At 62.8% G+C, this 17,329-nt stretch carries 16 protein-coding genes; 5 read left to right on the top strand and 11 right to left on the bottom strand.

Annotated elements, in window-relative coordinates; all coding sequences use genetic code 11:
• Positions 1 to 111: 111 nt before the first annotated feature.
• The 7 genes from KGD87_RS13850 to KGD87_RS13820 form a co-directional block, all read right to left on the bottom strand.
• A complete protein-coding gene (locus KGD87_RS13850) occupies positions 112 to 393 on the bottom strand; it encodes a hypothetical protein (protein WP_284662566.1) in 282 nt (93 codons plus the stop codon).
• A 67-nt stretch (positions 394 to 460) separates the two neighbouring features.
• A complete protein-coding gene (locus tag KGD87_RS13845) occupies positions 461 to 1,138 on the bottom strand; it encodes an IS66 family transposase (protein ID WP_284663043.1) in 678 nt (225 codons plus the stop codon).
• An 11-nt stretch (positions 1,139 to 1,149) separates the two neighbouring features.
• Entirely contained in the window at positions 1,150 to 1,524 is a 375-nt protein-coding gene (locus tag KGD87_RS13840; RefSeq protein WP_284667897.1) for an IS66 family transposase, read from the bottom strand.
• Positions 1,525 to 1,535: 11 nt separating this feature from the next.
• On the bottom strand, positions 1,536 to 2,549 hold the full coding sequence (gene tnpB, locus KGD87_RS13835; RefSeq protein ID WP_284667896.1) for an IS66 family insertion sequence element accessory protein TnpB: 1,014 nt from the start codon (positions 2,547 to 2,549) through the stop codon (positions 1,536 to 1,538).
• Entirely contained in the window at positions 2,550 to 2,936 is a 387-nt protein-coding gene (tnpA, locus tag KGD87_RS13830; RefSeq protein WP_284662560.1) for an IS66 family insertion sequence element accessory protein TnpA, read from the bottom strand.
• A gap of 206 nt (positions 2,937 to 3,142) precedes the next feature.
• Positions 3,143 to 4,192: an HNH endonuclease gene (locus KGD87_RS13825; RefSeq protein WP_284667895.1), complete on the bottom strand. Its 1,050-nt coding sequence runs from the start codon at positions 4,190 to 4,192 to the stop codon at positions 3,143 to 3,145.
• 65 nt (positions 4,193 to 4,257) lie between these two features.
• The gene (locus KGD87_RS13820) at positions 4,258 to 6,183 is read right to left on the bottom strand and encodes a DEAD/DEAH box-containing ATP-dependent helicase (protein WP_284667894.1); all 1,926 of its coding nucleotides are present in this window, start codon (positions 6,181 to 6,183) and stop codon (positions 4,258 to 4,260) included.
• Positions 6,184 to 6,387: 204 nt separating this feature from the next.
• Here KGD87_RS13820 and KGD87_RS13815 point away from each other — a divergent pair, with 204 nt between their 5' ends.
• Positions 6,388 to 7,461, top strand: a complete 1,074-nt coding sequence (locus KGD87_RS13815) for a hypothetical protein (RefSeq protein WP_284667893.1) — start codon at positions 6,388 to 6,390, stop codon at positions 7,459 to 7,461.
• Positions 7,462 to 7,557: 96 nt separating this feature from the next.
• Here the strand turns inward: KGD87_RS13815 and KGD87_RS13810 are convergent, their stop codons facing one another.
• Both KGD87_RS13810 and KGD87_RS13805 read right to left on the bottom strand, forming a co-directional pair.
• Positions 7,558 to 8,883, bottom strand: a complete 1,326-nt coding sequence (locus KGD87_RS13810) for a PD-(D/E)XK nuclease family protein (protein ID WP_284667892.1) — start codon at positions 8,881 to 8,883, stop codon at positions 7,558 to 7,560.
• 33 nt (positions 8,884 to 8,916) lie between these two features.
• On the bottom strand, positions 8,917 to 11,265 hold the full coding sequence (locus KGD87_RS13805) for a virulence-associated E family protein (protein ID WP_284667891.1): 2,349 nt from the start codon (positions 11,263 to 11,265) through the stop codon (positions 8,917 to 8,919).
• Positions 11,266 to 11,954: 689 nt separating this feature from the next.
• Between KGD87_RS13805 and KGD87_RS13800 the strand changes: the two genes are divergently transcribed.
• Together KGD87_RS13800 and KGD87_RS13795 are read left to right on the top strand one after the other, a co-directional pair.
• Entirely contained in the window at positions 11,955 to 12,257 is a 303-nt protein-coding gene (locus tag KGD87_RS13800) for a sigma factor (RefSeq protein ID WP_284667890.1), read from the top strand.
• Between the two features lie 59 nt (positions 12,258 to 12,316).
• Positions 12,317 to 12,691, top strand: coding sequence for a sigma-70 RNA polymerase sigma factor region 4 domain-containing protein (locus KGD87_RS13795; protein ID WP_284667889.1), 375 nt, complete (start codon positions 12,317 to 12,319; stop codon positions 12,689 to 12,691).
• A gap of 75 nt (positions 12,692 to 12,766) precedes the next feature.
• Here KGD87_RS13795 and KGD87_RS13790 read toward each other — a convergent pair whose 3' ends face one another.
• Both KGD87_RS13790 and KGD87_RS13785 read right to left on the bottom strand, forming a co-directional pair.
• On the bottom strand, positions 12,767 to 13,756 hold the full coding sequence (locus KGD87_RS13790; protein WP_284667888.1) for a restriction endonuclease: 990 nt from the start codon (positions 13,754 to 13,756) through the stop codon (positions 12,767 to 12,769).
• A 99-nt stretch (positions 13,757 to 13,855) separates the two neighbouring features.
• Positions 13,856 to 14,890 (bottom strand): type 2 periplasmic-binding domain-containing protein, encoded by a 1,035-nt coding sequence (locus KGD87_RS13785; RefSeq protein ID WP_284667887.1) that lies wholly within the window; start codon positions 14,888 to 14,890, stop codon positions 13,856 to 13,858.
• A 645-nt stretch (positions 14,891 to 15,535) separates the two neighbouring features.
• On the opposite strand from KGD87_RS13785, the gene KGD87_RS13780 reads away from it, so the two are divergent.
• Positions 15,536 to 15,919 carry a hypothetical protein gene (locus KGD87_RS13780; RefSeq protein ID WP_284667886.1) on the top strand — a complete coding sequence of 128 codons (384 nt, stop codon included), beginning with the start codon at positions 15,536 to 15,538 and terminating at the stop codon, positions 15,917 to 15,919.
• Positions 15,912 to 17,327, top strand: coding sequence for a terminase large subunit domain-containing protein (locus KGD87_RS13775; RefSeq protein ID WP_284667884.1), 1,416 nt, complete (start codon positions 15,912 to 15,914; stop codon positions 17,325 to 17,327). Before KGD87_RS13780 ends, KGD87_RS13775 begins: the two co-directional genes overlap by 8 nt.
• Positions 17,328 to 17,329 lie beyond the last annotated feature (2 nt).

Here is a 17,329-nt window from a genome sequence, read left to right as displayed (position 1 = left end):
AAGTGGCTCAGGCCCCGCAAGAGTGTCCCTCCGCCCGAGCGCACCCGGCAGGCCCTTGAAGTCTGAGCGGAGAGAGTGTTGGGCGGGCCGCCAGCGGCGCGTCGTCAGTCGTCAGAGCACCGACTCGAGCGCGTCCGAGAGGGCCAGCAGCAAGGCCAGCTTCCGCTTCTGGCGGCGGTCGGCGTGGTTTGCATCACCGGCAACCCAGCCGGCGAGGCTCTCGAAGTCATCACGGGTGCCGCTCAATTCGTAGTCCAAGCCCTCGTCTTCGAGCCCTTCGACTCGCTTCGCCGAGGCGAGCACTTCCTCGGAGCATGGGTAGTCGAGGTGCTTGAGCAGCGCGAGCGCGTCGGCGGAGATGTAGATGCGGAGCTTCCTCTGGTTCTTCGGCATGCCGTCCTCCGCCGAGGACCATACGAGAGGGCCACGCCTGCCTGCGAGGCGCGAGGCGCCCTGGCGCTCAGCGCGCGGCTGCCGCCTTGCCGCGCACGGCTTCGGGATGCGAGCGCTTCCATTCCGCGGGCAGCAGCGCGGGCATGTCGCGGAGGCACAGCTTCTTGGTGGCCAGCCGGGGCAGGACGTCCGCCAGGTATGCGACGGGGTCTACCTCAGCCAGCTTGCAGCACCCCAGGAGGGTGTACGCAATGGCGGCGCGTTCGCCACCTGCGTCACTGCCGGCGAAGAGGAAGTTCTTCCTCGTCAGCGCGGTGCGGATGTGCAGGCGCTCCACGACGGTGTTGTCGATGGGGATGACGCCGTCTTCGAGGTAGCGTCGCAACGCCTGTTGGTGGTTGAGCAAGTACCGGATGGCCCGGCCCAGCGGGGAGGAGGGCGGCTCATTGGGTTGGTGGGCAATCGCCCAGGCAATGAGGTCGTCGTAGACGGGTTTGCTGCGCTCCTGCCGCCCTCGCCGCCGCTCGTCAATGGTACAGGCCTGGAGCCTTCGCTCGATGGCGAAGAGTCGCTTGAAGGCCGCCAGCGGCAGCGCGGCTCGCTTGTCGCCGCCGTCCAGGGCCTTCCGGAAGTAGCGCCTCGCGTGCGTGTTGCAGCCACATTCCAGCAGGCCCGCCCGCTTGAAGGACGCGTCGAAGAGGCCGGCCGCATCGGCCACCGTGAGGCCCACTCGCATCGCCAGCATCTGCGCGGGGCCTATCTCCCCTCGCGCTGGCCCTCCCGCTTGCCCGTCGAGTTGTACAGACACAGCGCGGTGTGCTGCGTGCCGCAGTCTTTCACGTCGGCGCCCACATAGCCCCAGATGGCGCCCAGGCGAATGCCCTTCGCATTCTTCGAGTCCAGCACCGGCAGCGACGTCGCATCCAGGTGCATCACCGTGGCGCCCAGTACCTTGGACATGGCCGCGCGCCACACGGGCCGGAGCGCCTCGGTTGCCCAGGCCACCTGGTCGGCGAGGGTGGAGAGGGCCACCTCGAGTCCCAGCCGCTCAAAGCGCTCCACCTGCCGGCTCAGCGGCAGCCCGTCGTAGTACTTCTCCACGAGAAGCTGGGCCACCAGCCTGGCGCCCATCCTCCCGCCGCTCACCACCTTCTCGCCCAGCGGGCGCGGACCACCTCCGCCTCGCACAGGTGGCACGCGAGCTTCTCCCGCTTGTCCTGCCGGACGATGACCTCCGCCGGAATCAGGTCGATGACCTCCGTCACCTCGTGCCCGACGCACTTCCGCACCTCGCCGCACCGAGGGCACGGACGCTGCTGTGCAGGCACCGGGATGACGTTCTCCACCCGGCGCAGATTCGTCGGAATGGGGCGGCGGGCGGGACGCGTCCGCTTCGGCCGCGCTTGTTCCTTTTGCGGAGGCTCCTCGTCAATGCCGGACGAGCGGCGAAGTCTTGCATCCACTTCCGCCACGTCACCATCGGAGTTCGCCGGCAGTCCGCCCAGGAGCAGCTTCAGCTGCGTGGTGGACACGCCCTCGCTCTTCTTGCCCTTCGTCTTGGCGTCCTGAAGCAGCCGCTCCAGCTCCGAGTTTCTCGACACCAGCCTGGCCACCAACGCCACCACCTCTTCGGTGCGGCCCTCGGCGAGGAGCGCTTTGAGCACCTCCAGCACCGGGCCTCGGCGCGGCTTCTTCGTCGTCTCGGAGGTGGGCGCGGTACCTGGCAAGGCGCGGGAAAGGTAACCAGCCGCCGTGCCCGCGCCACACCCTCGAAGGAGATTTTCTTCAGGCCGAGCGCAAGTGCCCTGGGGCTCCCAGCGCTGCGACGTCCGCGCGCGCTGCACGTCGATGCCCTCGAGCAGCATCGCCAACTCATGCACGTCGAGTTCAATGCTGGTGGCGCCCAGGGCCACCTGGCTCGGAAAGGTGAAGGTGCCACGCTCGAGGCGCTTGTGTACGAGGGTGAAGCCGCCGCGCGTCCACAGCAGAAGCTTCACCTGGTTCTTCCGGCGGTTGAGGAAGACGAAGACGTGGCCGCTCAGTGGGTCCTTGGCCAGCACCTCGCGGACTTCGTTGCTCAAGCCATCGAAGCTGCGCCGCAGGTTGCACGGCGCCATCGCCACGTACACCTTCACCGCCCGGGGCAAGAGCAGCATCTACCCGCCCCCCGCAGCCAGCGCACCCACCAACTCTGCGACCCAGGCAGGGGGGATTGCGGCCGCGTCCAACAACTCCAGCACACAGCCGCCCGGCAGCCTCACCACCACCGCGGCACTCCCTTCCGCGGGCAGCGTCGGCGCAGCGCTCATCCCCCTCAGCACGGCCGGTACCCACCGCGCTGGGCCGTTAACGGGCGCCGCCTCCTCCCACTCCCCGAGGCGCTCCCGCCACCAGCGCAGTCGCTGGTCCGAGACGCCGCGCTGCCGCGCGTACGTGGCCAGCGGCAACCCGCTCCTCTGCAACGCCGCCAACTCCCTGCGTGCCTCGTCAGGCGTCCACTGCCGCCAACCGCCCCGCTTCTTCGTCGTCCTGAGTCCGTGCATGGCTCGCTACCTCCGCGGCCAGCCTCAGCATACCTCCTGGCGGAGCGCAGCCGCCCACCCGGTGCGCTCTGGCGGAGGGACACCCGCAAGATGATCGCATCAGGAACCCAGAAAGAGGTGTTTGGGGGCGAGGAAACTCCCGAAGGTCTACTGGGTTATTTGCCCCTGAATCTTCGATACGTCCTGTCAGATTCCTCGCACTTCCCTTAAGGATTCTCTTTGAGGTCTTTTGGTGACTGATTCACTTGCGAGAAGTCCCTCTCCAATGTTCGGTGCCGCTCTTCGGTTCGCCGTTGAATCAGTTCTTCGAGAGGGACAGGGCCAATTGTCTCTTTCTTCTTTGGATCGACGATCCACACCGCACCTCTCATCAATGCTCCAGGGAGGCGCCCACAGAATGTACCGACTGAATCAACTTCCAGATAATTTTCAAACTCACCAAAGAAGCCAGCAAAGAAGCCAATCTTGCTGCCTATTTCCATTAGGCAAAACGTGTGGACGCCTTTGTCCTCATGGAAAATCCGACTGAGCTTGCTCTCTTTTTGCGACAAGAACCCAGCACTGCCATGGAGTGGTATCTCGTCTCGCTTGTTTGGGTCTGATTCCCAAAGGAAAGAGCGAAGATGATCTGCTTGCTGGGATCTTGCAAACTCTTCACCAAAATAGAGGCATGATAGACCAAGTCCCATCTTGACGACTGCCCGATCCCATGCCGTAACGTCAGCGCTCATGGTTAACTTGAGGTTTCTCCCCATTGCTTCGATTGCGCCTATTACATCGCGCTCTTGATCGGTTTTTTCAGTGCCTGGATTGATGACTCTGTGGTTGGAAAATCGGTCCTTGAGCGACTTCTTGACCACGTCCACGGCTTCTGGCGTTGCTTGCTGGCCGATACTCCCGAATAGGACGCAGGACTCGCCTGATGTGATTCTGAATCTGTAGGCGATGACCTTGTGTTCTAGGAAGTAGACTTCCACCTGCTCCGGGCGCTCCCAGTTGATTCGCCCGACCTTTGTAGATGGTCGCTTCCCCCTGCTTACGACTCCCTCGAAGAACCTTTTTGATTCGATAATCCAGTCGCGACAGAAGGGCAGATCAACGTCCTTGCCCGCCTTTGTGTTGCAGTCTTTGCAGACGAGTCTTGTTCCCGTCTTGTCGAGTGTTGCGCCGAGGCAAGCAGGGATGATGTGTTCGCTAGAGCATTCTGATTTCGGAAGCACTCGCCCACAGTAGAAGCAACAAAAGTCGTCGTTCATAGTCATCCTCCAGGAATGCCGCGCGACTGGACTCTAGCATACCTGTTCCAAGTCGAGGTCTGGCCCTAGACCTCGCTCCTGTCGTAGTTTGCGAAGCACAGCTTCTGCGGCGTCCCCTCCGTCTGTTCGATGAACCGGGCGAAGTCGCGGGCCTTCAGGAAGGCTCCGACTAGCTCGTCGGTGTGCTGGTACAGCTCGACCTCGACTTCGTCGGCGAGCTGCCCCTGACGGTGGCACCGGCCGATTGCCTGCTCCCACGCAGCGCCGTCAGCCGGTGGATTCACGAACAACATCCGCGAGAACATCGTCAGGTTCTTGCCCGTCCCGTGGGCGCGAAGTGAAGCGACGATGGACCGCTTTCCACTCTCCCGGATGATGGTCGCTGACGCTTCCGGGCCGCCGCCGTAGAAGGGCACCCCTGCCGCCTTCGCGATGCGCTGGCCAAGCTCCGGGAACTCAACCCAGACGATTCCCGGCTGCCCCTTGCGTAGCGCCCACTTCGCCGCATCACGCACAATGAAGTCGGAGAGCCACACTGCTTCCGTGACGTGGACAATGCGTTTGTGAATCTCCGCCCACGAGGGCCACGACATCGCGCGCCAGGTCGGCAGTTCCCCCTCGTAGGGCGGGGACTGGTGGGCGCGAATCGCGGCGCGCATCAGCAACCCTGGTGAGTCGAGATGCTCGGCGGGGCGCTTGAGGCGTTCGCGTAGCTCCCGGTTGAACTCCTGCCGCCGCGCGAACCACCGAACGATCAGCTCGGGGTCCTGCGGAATGCCCTGAACGTCCGGATAGCGCCAGCGGTGGAAGAAGCCGCTCGCGAGCTGCCGCGCACAGACGACGCGTTGCAGCTCGTCGACGAACTCTTCGCCGTCGGGGCGCTGACCGCCGAGCGCAGTCTGAATGTGGGCGAGCAGCTCGTCGGGGACCTGCCCAGGGTCGCGCGTGCGAATTACGAGCGACATGCCGACGGCGCTTTCGTCCGTGGCCACGACACCCGGCGTTGCGTTGCGCCACCGACGATAGGCGTCACGCACGCGTCGGCGCTCACGGTCGGCTTCGTTCTCCCCTTCAAGTGGGGCAAGTGAGTGCGTCGGGTCAACGAGCTGGAGAAGTGCTCCCGGCGGGGCGACGGTAGTTCCGGGGTCCAGCGCAGAGGCCCACTCCTCGACGACGTGCTGCTTCAGCGGTAGCGGGCTGCCGTCACGCAGCGCGTACTCCGCGAGGTGGGCGTAGTCCTTGACCGTTCTCGTCGCCAGCGTGCCCGACTGCGCCACGAGGCGCGTTTCGGGGTGCTGCTCCAGATAGCGAAGGAACCGGCCAGTGCGGGCACTCTTCCGGTCCTTCAGCTTGTGCGCTTCGTCGCAGATGATGAGGTCGGGCCGGATGCGCGTCAGAAGGTCGGTGCCTTCCTGGGTCGAGAACTTCTCGTAGGTGATGACGTGAAGGACGGGCAGGCCAGGTCGGAACCACCTGCCACCCGCGAGGTTGGGCAAGCGCCAGTGCCCGCCGTAGAAGTGCCAGTCGACCTCGATGAGCTGGGCGCGGAGGTTAGACGGCAGGCGTAGGACGGCGACCTTGCACCCGGGCACCACGAGCGGCAGTAGGAGGTCGACCAGCGTCTTCCCGTGCCCCACGCCGATGGGAAAGAGCCCGCCACCCGTGCGCGCGGCTTCCAGGAGGGCAAGGCGCTGGATGGGGAGCAACGAGGACGGACACCGCTTCCCGAGCGTCCGGCAGGTGCAACGTGCCTCGGGCGGCGCGCGCAGCGAGGCTTCCAGTGTGGCGAAGTCACTGTCCCCATAGACGCGCGCGAGGTCCCGGCGTGGGAGGCCGAGAACCCGCGCGAGGTCCAGGGACCAGCCCACGGGCTGCCCCTTCGCGATGGTGGCGCGGTCACCCGCGAGCTTCGCGAGGGCGACGGGCGTAGTGGTAGCGGGGCGCTCAGCGGAAATCGCCGCACCCGGGTTGATCCGGTGGAGGAGTTTCATGCTGGATGGGCCTTACTAGTGCTGCCAATGCACTGCCTTACTGAAACTCGAATTGCTCCTTGCCAGAGCTGGACTACGGCATTGCTGAGGCCACCGAAAGAGTGCTTGTGTTGAGTGGGGGACGCAGGAGTAAAACCGAGAAAGTCTGCTAGGTTCGGTGCGTTCGTGAGCGCATGCGGAGTGCACTCTTCAGCGGGGTGGGTCATGGATGACGGTTCAAGGGTTTTTACGCTGTTCTATTCGTGGCAGTCGGACATTGTGCCGGATAGTCATGGTCGAAAAGTCATTAGGGATTCCTTGCGCAATGCGATGAGTGATGTTGAGTCGAAGATTTCGGGTGTCCGTTTGGAGCTGGATGAAGCTACGCGCGGAAAGGTAGGCAGTCCTGAGATTCCAAACACACTGTTTGAGAAGATTGAAAGGGCCGACGTGTTTGTTGCGGATGTTACGATTGTCAACTCCGGAACTTCCGATGAACGCAAGATGCCGAATCCGAATGTGATGGTCGAGTTGGGGTATGCGGCGGGACGTCATGGGTGGGGGCGCGTGATTATGATCGCGAATACTGCGCACGGCAGATTGGAGGAGTTGCCATTTGATATACGCCAGAAGGTTGTGTCGAAATTTCGCTGTCAGCCGCCTAGTGGCGACATGAAGAAAGACAAGGGAGAGGTTTCAAATGCGCTTGGGTCGCTGTCGATGGCTTTGAGCCTTGCGGTTGAGGGCATTCTTAGGGCGCTGCCTGAACGGCCGGTAATTGCTGCGGTTGATGAGGCTGCCGTAAGGAGGCGTCGAGACTTGAAGGTGCTGCGCGAAATGTTCTTAAGGCTTAATCCTGATGTCATAGATGGGTTTGTTGAGTCGGCTCCTAATTTCATTGATTCACATGTCATGACGTTCTGGGAGGACTTCGATTCGCACTGGCAGGCGTCAGCCACTCACCTCTATGATGAGCGTGCGAGAGGGCTCATGGAGCGTGTTCATGAAAGTTGGGGAGGCGCCATGTCCCATGGGGAGAATTATCAGATGCTTCCGAGTGGTGGGTATTCATGGGTTATGCCTACGCAGAGGGACGCAGCCTCGTATGTAGTCGTTCAGAATGACTTTAGGGCGGCGAAGGAAGATGTTCGCGCGTTGCGTGGTGCGTATTCTGAATTGCTTGGGCATTTGCGCTCCAGCTATGTTGAGCTCGATTTAGATGTGCTGAAGGTTGATTCTTGGCGTATGTATCGTGAGTTTATGATTAGTATTAAATCGAAGTTTGAATCGGAGAAATAGAGGTTGCTGCTGTTGTTCGGGTCGTCACAGCTGTCTGCTCCAGAACTGTCGGGTCGGTTTAGATTGGAGCAGTGGGTATTGGGGCTGCCCAGAAGACTACCGGATCCCGCGAATGACAATGTCGAACGTCGGTTCGAGCGCCTCGACGATGACCTGTGTCAGTTCGGATTGTGCGAGCCCAAGCACGAAGTAGTGGCCTTTGCACGGTGGCTCGGCACGCGCGGCCATGGCCAGTGCACCACGCCACTTTCCGAATCCCAGCACCGAGTCTCCACCCGCGAAGCGCACGTCGTCGACACCACCCGCTTCGGCAACCTTGCGATGCATGGTGTCGACGTAGCTCGTAAGCGGCTCGGGCTTCGGTCCGTCGAAGACCGTCGGGATGCAGTCGACGAAGAGCACGCGCATTTCGCCCTTGGGCTGCTCGGGCTCGGCCGCCTTGCGAGGGCGACCGCGACGCTTCGGCGCGGGCTGCTCAGTGGCCTGGGCGACCTCTGGAGCCGTCTGCACGGGCGCGGGTGTGGGCGCGTCCGGGGGCAGAACGGCGGGCAACTCCGGGGCGTCGCGCTCGACTGCGGCAACGGTAAGTGGGGCGGATTCGGAAACCTTGTTGAGCAGCTTGTCACGCAGCGACATCGTCTTGTTCTCTCCTGTGAGGCACTTCGCCATGAACGGGCATCCGCCGTACTTGCCGCAGGCGGGGCCGTAGTTCGCGGGCACGTCGGAAGCTCGGGCGGCTTGCGCGTGCTCCTTCATCACTTCGACCTGGGGCTCGACCTTCGCCTTCCACTCGTGCGCGACGTGCTCAACGGGCACCGTTGCGACGACGGACGCGGCAAGGCGCTGGCCCCGGGTCTGGTAGTAGAGGTGTTCAAGCTCCAGCGTGCGCAGCCCCGGGAAGCGCTCAACCTGGCTGAGTGCCCACGCGCCATAGCCGACCATCTGCAACCCGGGCTCCGTGTCCGCGTCGGCGAGCTGCTCGGCGCTCGCAGCATTCGACGCGACGTTGCTGGTGAACTTGTGGTCGGTGATGCGAAGGACGCCGTCAGAGGCGAGCCGTCGAGCGTCTACGAGGTCGATGAAGCCGGTGAAGGGGATGCAGCCCGCCGTCAGTGGAGGATTGCCGTCTAGTTCCTGCTCGACGAGCAAGTCAGCGCCGGGCGTGGGCAGTAGATGGGCGCCTGCCCTTGCGAACGTGCCCAGCACGTCTTCGCCCGTCGAAAGGAAGTGCTCAAGCTGGGCGTGTCCTTCGGTGCCGACCTGCTGCGCTCCCGTGCTGGGCTCGGGGACGCGCATGACCTTCTGAAAGAACCATGCGCGCGGGCACAGCTTGTGGCGCTTGAGCTGGGAAACGCTCAATCGCTGAATGACCCCGGCAATCACCGAGGGGCCGTGCTTGGGGAGGTCGACGGGAGGCGTCACCCTCCCTAAATGCGTGCGGTTCCCGCGAGTGGCTCACTCGTAACCGGCGGGGTTGCCAAACCCAGCATGCCGCTCGCCGCGCTTCTCCATGGGCGCGTTCTTCAGCTCGTCCGGGATGTAGTAGACGAGCGGGCGCTTCCCGTCTCCCATTCGACGCTGGCCTCGGGTGAAGCCCAGCGACTTCAAGGCCGCGCCGATTTCCCGTGAGATTCGGTGGTCAACCTGCGCTTGGTGGAGTGCGAAAGCTTCGATACCCACATGGAGAAGCGTCACGTCCGAGGGTCGCTTTTCGGGTGGCATCTCCAGAATCCACCGCAGGATGACTTCCTTCCGGCTGTCCCCCACGTTCTCCATGCGCAGCGCGGCTTGTTGCTCGGCCCCGGCCGCTTCCTCGTTGCTCAGCCACCAGTCCTCGCCCTGGTGGAAGCGCACCACGGCTTCGGCCCATATTTGGTCGCGGTCGCGCTTGAGGGCGTCGGTGTCGATGCGGCTGCACTTCACCGGCCAGAAGCGCCGCTGCCCCGTGGGGTCGCGCAGGTAGTCGTCATCGTTGGTTGTGCCGACGAAGACGCAGCGGCGCGGGGCCTGCACGTTGGAGCGTCCGTAGGGCGGGCGGTAGGTGTCCTCGGTCCGGGTGATGAACGCCTTGAGCGCCTGGTCCTCGCTCTTGCGAAACGTGCTCAACTCGGCCAGTTCGATGAACCAGAACTGAGAGGCGAGCATGGCGCTGTCCCTGCTGGTGACGTCGATGGGCGCGTCGCTGAAGTACCGGCCCCCCAGGATGCTGAACGCCGTCGACTTTCGCAGGCCCTGGGGCCCCTCCAGAATCATCACCGTGTCGACCTTGCACCCGGGACGCAGGGCACGCGCAACCGCCGAGATGGCGAACTTCGCGCCGACGGCCTGGAGGTATCGAGCATCCCCTTGCGCGCTGAAGTATGTCGCGAGCATCCCGTCGAGCCGTGGCGTTCCATCCCAGACGAGTCCCGCGAGGTAGTCGGCGACCGGGTCGTAGCTATTGGCCTTTGCCACGGCGAGGATTTGCTGTGCGACGACGTGCGCCTTCGGCATCAGCCCAAGCCGCCCGTACTTGCTGAGCTGAATCCAGTTGGCCACCAGGACGTCGAGCGTCTCAATGTCCACGTTGGGGCCGAGGGGACCGCCATCCACCTCCAACTTCTTCGTGACTTCGTTGAAGCGGAAGACGCCGCGCCACTCGGGCGACTTGCCGAGCACGATGGCGACGTTCGCTTCACAGTTTCGAATCTGCCGTCGGGTGTCCTTCGTGACGTCGAGGAAGAGTTCCTTCATCCACGCGTCGGGGTCGGGAGCGTCCTCTTCGAATCCCGGGCCGTCGCTCGATGCGGATTCAGGAGCGCGACTGCCCAGGGCTTCCCAAATGGCCGTGTTGTCCGCGAGCCGTGCTGCATCCCGCGCCTTCCGACGTTCGCGATGACGCCGCAGCTTGAGGACGGCCTGCTCGCACAGGTGCTCCGTCCCTTCCCGCCAGTCCGTTGCAGCGAAGGACGCGCGGAACAGCTCGATGACGACGGCCTCGGGCGTGGACAGCGGCAGTACAAAAGCGGCGCATGACATGAGTGTGTTCAGCGTCGTGTCCTGCTCGCCGACGGCGGCCAGGGGCTCACCGGCAAGGGTGCGGCGGACGATGGCGAGGTGCTCGGGCTTGCGGATGCGACGCAGGAGGGCCCGCAACTCGTACAGGTCGGCGGGTTCTTCGGGCTTCGGGGAAGGCACCGGGGCCGCCACCGTGGGGAGTCCAGCCCGGGACATGGCAAGCAGCGCGTCGACGTCGAGGGGCGCTCCGTCTCCACTGGCCGCGTAGGGCACCGCGCCCGTGGGCGCGTCGGGCAGGAAGTAGATGCGCGCCAGGTCCTTCGTGGCCGGGTCGGCGGGGAGTCCGAGCATCCGGATTGCGGCCTCGCGCACGGACGGCCACTCGCGCGGCAGCACGGGCCGGGATAACGGCATCACCAGCCGCAGGCAGTAGTCGTCGGGCGGGCGGTTGCTGTGCGTCGAGTGGACGGCGAAGGCGAGCCCGTGGCGCGCGACGGCGTCGAGGAGAGAGAGCTGCGCCGCCGTCAGATGGTCCAGGTCGAAGACGGCCACCGTGACGGCGCGCACGTTCTCTGAGCGGCGTCGCTCGACGATGTCGACAGGACTCCACGCGGGGCCATTCTTCTCGGGGCAGCCACGGACGCACGGCGACGTGGGGCACTGGCTGCGACGGTGAGTGACGAGTTTCGCTGACAGTTCGGGCCACGACAGCTCAGCGGCTTGGGGGATGTTGTCCTGGGCGGACGCGTAGAAGGCGACCTTCAGCCGAAGGGCGCGCAGGCGCGTGGTGTCGGGCGTGTGGCTCATACCTGGGTAAATGAGTGCGGATTCTGTGAATGGCTCAGCGAGGCGTGCGACGGAGGCGGGAGGCGTGTGGGGGCGTGCATGGCATCCGGTAAATGGGTGCGGATTTTCCGAATGGCCCACGGAATCGTGAGCCGGGCGGATGCGGCAGGTAGTCGCGTCGCTCCTGGAAAATGAGTGCGGATTTCGCGAATGGCTCGGCTGTCGCGGCGGGGCGTCCGGCGTCATGCGGCACTGGAGCGCGTTCCCCCAAATCCTTAGCCTTCTCTATTACCTATCCTCCTTTCTACTACTCCATCTCTTCTAAAGAGAAGAAGGAGAGAGGATAGGAAGAGAGCCTGATTGATGACGGGCGTTGATGCCTGAGTCGTTCGCGGAAGTCGCACGCATCTACTAGGGACATGCCGACTCGCCTTCGTCGCCGCCTTTCGAGCGTGCGTGAGCCGCTGACGGAATCCACACGCATTTACCGGGGGAGCGGCAGTGGTGCCGCAGGGCCGGATTCGTGTGGCCCACTCTGGGCGAGGCGTTCAATCACCGTGGCTGAGACTGTCTGTGAATCGAGCGTAGTCGGCATGCGGCATGCTTCTGTTGGGGCGATGTCTCACGCAGCGATTTGTCGCAGGGGGAGTGCGAAGAAGCAGGTTTCACACAGTGAGTATGGCCTCCGGGCGGCCCGGCAATCCGAACTCGTGTCCCGAATCCTGTCGGCCCGCGCGAGCGGCAAAGCCGTGCTGGAGCGACGGTTGTCCGCTGAGCTGCTCGACTCCGTGAGGCCCCTCATCCGCCGCATAGTCGGGGCCCTCTTGCCCATCACGGGCTCGTTGTCGCCTGATGACCTCGCACAAGTTGCCGCCATGGCGGTGCTTCGCGCGGTGTCCAAGTACGACGCGACGAGGGGGCGCCAGTCGTTCGGCCAGGTTGCCTACTTCCGGGCGCGGGCTGCCTGCGAGCAGTACGCGCGCTTGCACGGCACCGACGTTCATCTGAGCTGAGCGACGGCGCGCACAAGCGTCGCACCGCGCGTTCAATCCACAGCAACGAAGGCAACGTCGTGCGCGTCCATCGCATGGACATACCGTCTCATTTCTCGGACGGTGCTTCGGCCGATGACTCGTGGGTCGAAGAGCTGGAATCCGCACTCCGCGAGATGTCGTGCCTGGAGGCCGACGAAGAGACGCCCGAGGCAAAGCTGCTGGCGGCTGAGCGACGAGTTCTCGTGTTCGATGCCGTGCGACGGCTGGCCCCTGAGCAGCGGGAGCTTGTCTCACGCGTCTTCGGACTCAACCGCCCGGCGCAGTCGGTGCGCTCCGTGGCGGAAGCGTGGGGTGCGCCGAAGAGTCGCGTCGACCGGATGCTCGCGCGGGCCTTGATGGAGCTTCGCGAACTCGCCGTTAATTGGGAGAGAACCTCTCGTCACGGGAGCTAGTTTTGTCGTCGTGCGTATGTTGGTTGGCCTGGATAACAGCTCCAGGGCACTCCTGGCGGGCCGCGAAAGAATATCTTATGGGGCAAGTTCCAAAAAAAACTCGTCTAGCTGGATGTCGATGACTTCGGTTGGATCTTCGTTGCGATCTTTGCGATCGATAAGTTCCTTCAAGTCGTCGTCAAATAGAAGAACGATCAGTCCTCCAGATGCCTGCCACGTTCTGCGTCTCGCCTTGCGTGCGGATTTTGATGCGGCGACTCTTCCGCAGAGAAGCCCAAATGGCCTCATTGCATTTGGATACAGGTATTGGGCAAGTGATTCGACGTCCACCTGATTGAGTTCGTCGCCGGAGTTTTTAAATTCTGCTACGACCATTCGGGCGCGATGGTGAGCATGGATATTGTCCCAGAAATCGTTTCCTTTTTTAATGGGGAATATGGCGTCACGCCGGTCCAGTTCGTCCTCTGACCAGGATTGAATTCTGGGTGTTCTCAGGTAGGGGGAAAATACCCAGCTTAGAATCTCGACGCCTAAATTCTCGTACTCTTTCCAGTGTTCTTTTCCTGTTGGCAGATTGCTTAGCCTGTCCTTTAGTTCCCTGCCTTTGGCCGTCCTGGAGGGACGGGGCGGCAAGAGGAGGTCTATCTCCTCTATCGATGTGAGCAGGGAAGTGTAGGCATGTCTGACTCGGGGGTGTCTGTTGAAAATGGTCTCTAGGTCGTTCTTGTCCCATATTTTCGATAGTGCGTTGAGGTGCGTGAGTTCACTCTTGGTTTTCGGAGATAGCGCTGCCGAAGTGATCAGCATTGAGCCACTTGTTCCGCTGAGTCTCTGAGCTGCGTTCAGGTCAGATGCTGCACGTCTCAGCGCGGACAAGTTCTCTGTGCGGAGGCATTCGACCGCCCAAAGTTCGGAGGATGCAGGGGGGGAGGCCAACAAATCAAATCCACGGTCTTGATGGCTAGGGAGGTCCCACTCTGTTGTGTCAAATCCCTCGGCTTGGAGGAGAAGAATGCACAGGCGTTCGAATTGTTGTCCGGAGATGAGTTCGAAGGTGATTCGCATTTGCGTGGGCTGTCTGCGTGGTTGGTGGTTAATGGTGTTTAGTTCCGTGGTAATGACGTCTTCAGCGGGGCGATGTCTTCCTTGTTCTTGGCGACTTGCTCATTGTGCCTTGCCATTGCGCTCGACATCCTCGGCGGACGGCCTTGCAAGCAAGTCAAACAGCTTTCGCGATTCCTCTCCAAGCAATCTACTTCGCTCTGTCCGGCTCGAAGAGTCGGCGGAGTCAGTAAGCAGCGCGGTCTGATTTAAAAAGGACAGATAAGCCAACTGTAGCTGCATTAGTCGACTTGCGTCGTTGGCCATGCGCTTAAGCGGAGAGGAGATGAGGGCTGCAATAAGCCCCGCAAGCCCAAAGCCACCAAAGGATAGTATTAGAGGATCTCTCTCGACCAGGAATGCTGTAAACGAAAAAAGAATCATGGCCATGCCAAAGGCAATGACGGCGACGTTGACATGGGAACTGCGTCTGGCTGTCTTGCTGCATTCCTCAAGTGTCGAGTTTACAAGAGCGGTAACCCGTGCGTCTTGGAAGAACACTGCAAAGCCGCTGGGGGGAGCCACGGAGACTGCTGGCGTCGAAAGAGCTGCTTGCGCTGCTTCCATTGTGGCAAGCACGCGCTGCTGCGTGCCACTATCTAGTTTCCCGCTCCCTTGCTTCAGCTCGCTCGTCACCTGAGCGAGTTGGTTCTTTGCCTCCCAGCGAACGATGTCTGCAGCGCAGTTTGATAGTATGCTGCCAAGGCTGTCCTGAAGAGATTGGTCTGGAACATCAATCGGAGCCCTGAGGTAGTGCTCAAATCGTTTCCGCCACTTTGGAGAGATTCCTGGTATGTTGCTGAGTGACTCTGTCGTGCCAAATAGACAAATTGGAATCCTGGGATAAGTGCTCCGCGTCTCCTCAATAAAGGGTACCGATATGTCTGTGCCTATTGCGACTAGATCTATAAAGATCGCATCCACCCGGCCATCCTGAAGAGCTTGGCGCAGATCATGAATGGTGGGAAAAGTCTCCACCGAGCCTTTTGCTACGCGATGAATCAATGATGTGAGTCTGCGAGTGGCTGCTGGTTCTCCCTCGAGAATGGCAACCCTTAAGTCGTCAAGCGTCTCAAACCACCGTTTTGTTTGGCTCATATTTCGCTTCCCATAAGTGCCGTCTCATTCATCAATGATAATTCAAGATCAGAGGGCCGCGCCGAATTATACTCAAACAGGCAGGATTGCGGCACATATAGTACGCGCCTAGTATGACTTGGTCACTTCAAGAATGCCTGAGGGTGGGCGAGCTGCGCTCCAGGCATGACGCCGACGCAGTTGAGGCGGTTGGACGGATAGTTGGGGTGTGGCTCCCCCTCCTGAGCGCGCCCCGAGGGAAAACAGCCGCCTGCCCAGCAACCAATCCGAGTGTAAGAGGCGGAAATAACTAGGGGTGACTGCCTGCTCAGGATGAGAGCCATATTTCATGTGCGTTAGTGTGTGCTCGTGTGTTCATTTGTTGGTTTTGTTTCAGTGTGGTTGAAATGAAATGGGGATAGCCCCCTGGCGTTTATTTCCTTGCATGGGGCGGATTCTGGCTTGCTCGGAGCGCCCCCACTTTCGAAAAATTCTGAGAAAAACCGTGGGGTCGATGCGTTTTGTTGAGCGCTCCCCCGAAAAACTTCGCGAAACCGCACGCATTTACCGGGTGTGGCAAGACCGACCAAACTCACTCCTGAGCTTCAACAGCAGATCTGCGAGCACTTGCGCTCGGGCCTCTTCCGTCGAGCGGCAGCGGGCCTCGTGGGAGTCGACGAGCAGACCGTCTCCCGCTGGTTCCACCGGGGCGCGAGCGAGGCGCGCGGGCTCTACCGCGAGTTCTTCGTCGCGGTGGACCGAGCCGAAGCGGAGTTCATGCAGGGGGCGACGGAGACGCTCCAGGCCGCCGCGACGACGAACCCCAAGCATGTCCAGTGGCTACTGAGCCGCCGCTTCCCAGAGCTGTACGGGCGACGCGACAACGTCGAGGCGAAGAGCCCCGAGGACCAGGCCGCCGACACTGCCGCCCTGCGCGAGCTGCTGATTGACCGGCTGGGGAAGTTCCTCCCGGACGAGCCGCCCGCGTCCGCCCCTGCCGACGCCGCGCCGTCCGAGCAACTCGAGGACAAGGGGGCGGGCGATGCGTAGCCTTCTGGCGAAGGGCGCCTGGGGGAAGTTCGCCGAGGGGCTCGCCCCGCACGAGTCGCCCGCGTCGCGGATGGTCCTGACGGCCGGTTCCCGCGCTCAGCTCGCGAAGCTCTTCGGCGGGCTCGACGACAAGGAAGTCGAGCTGCTCGTCTACGACCTCGACTTCTGGGCGCGTCGCGAGCAGTCGCCCCCGGACAAATTCTCAACGTGCTTCGTCATGGCCGGGCGCGGCTTCGGGAAGACGTGGTGCGGCGCGCGCTGGGTCATCAAAAAGGCGTGGCAGGCGAAGAGCGTCGGGGCCCTCATCGGCCCGACGGCGGCGGACGTGCGCGACACCATGATTCGCGGCGCATCCGGCATCCTCGCCCTGTCGCCCCCCTGGTTTACCCCCAAGTACGAGCCCAGCAAGCGCCGGGTGACGTGGCCCAACGGCGTCTATGCCATCTGCTACTCGGCGGATAAGCCCGACCGGCTGCGCGGGCCGAATGCCGGGTGGGGGTGGGGTGATGAACCGGCGTCCTGGAAACACGACATGGCGGCGGTGGACCAGCTTCCGCTGGTGCTGCGCATCGGCTCGCGCGAGGACCCGCCGCAGCTCCTCCTCACCGGGACGCCGCGCCCGCTGAAGAAGATTGAAGAGCTGCTCTTCGCGAACGCGGAGACGCAGGAACTCAAGCCGGGTGTGGTGCTTCGCACGGGCTCTTCGTTGAGCAACTTCGCGAACCTGGCGCCGTCGGCCGTGGCGAACATGCGGGCGCTGGCGAACACCCGCTGGGGACAGCAAGAGGTTCTCGGCCGCCTGCTCTTCGACGTGCCTGGGGCCATCTTCGGCTCGGCGAAGTGGGGCCGTGTGGAGGCCGACCCGCACGAGTACGCGCAGCAGCTCGACAGGCGCATCGTCAGCGTGGACCCGAGCCCGACGAGCGAAACCGGCTCGGACGAAACGGGCATCATCGTTCAGGGGTGCAAGTCGAGCGCGCTCTTCGGGGCCGACGGGGTGCCGCTCAAGCGCGTTTCGGTGTTGGCCGACCTGTCGCGGCGGGCCAGTCCCCGCGAGTGGGCGACGACGGCCATTCGGGCCTATCTCGAATGGGGGTGTGACGCGCTCGTCGTCGAGGTGAACACGGGCGGGGAGATGGTGGAGACGCTCATCAGCACCGTCGCGGGCGAAATGGGCGTGAGCGTCAACGTGAAGCCCGTGCGGGCGACGAGCGCGAAGAGCAAGCGCGCCGAGCCGGTGTCCGCCCTGGCAGAAGCGGGCCGCGTCGAGTTCGTCGGGACGTTCCCTAAGCTGGAAGCGCAGCTCAGCAAATTCACCGGCATCAACGGGCGTCGCGACGACAGGGCCGACGCCTTCTGTTGGGGCGTTCATGACTTGGTCTTCGTCGAACAGTTCTTCGCGGTGTGAGG

Origin of the sequence: Myxococcus sp. SDU36, from assembly GCF_030168875.1 — a bacterium.
GTDB lineage: Bacteria > Myxococcota > Myxococcia > Myxococcales > Myxococcaceae > Myxococcus > Myxococcus vastator.
The sequence above is the reverse complement of the archived record's forward strand: the minus strand, read 5'-3'. Positions and strand labels throughout refer to the sequence as shown.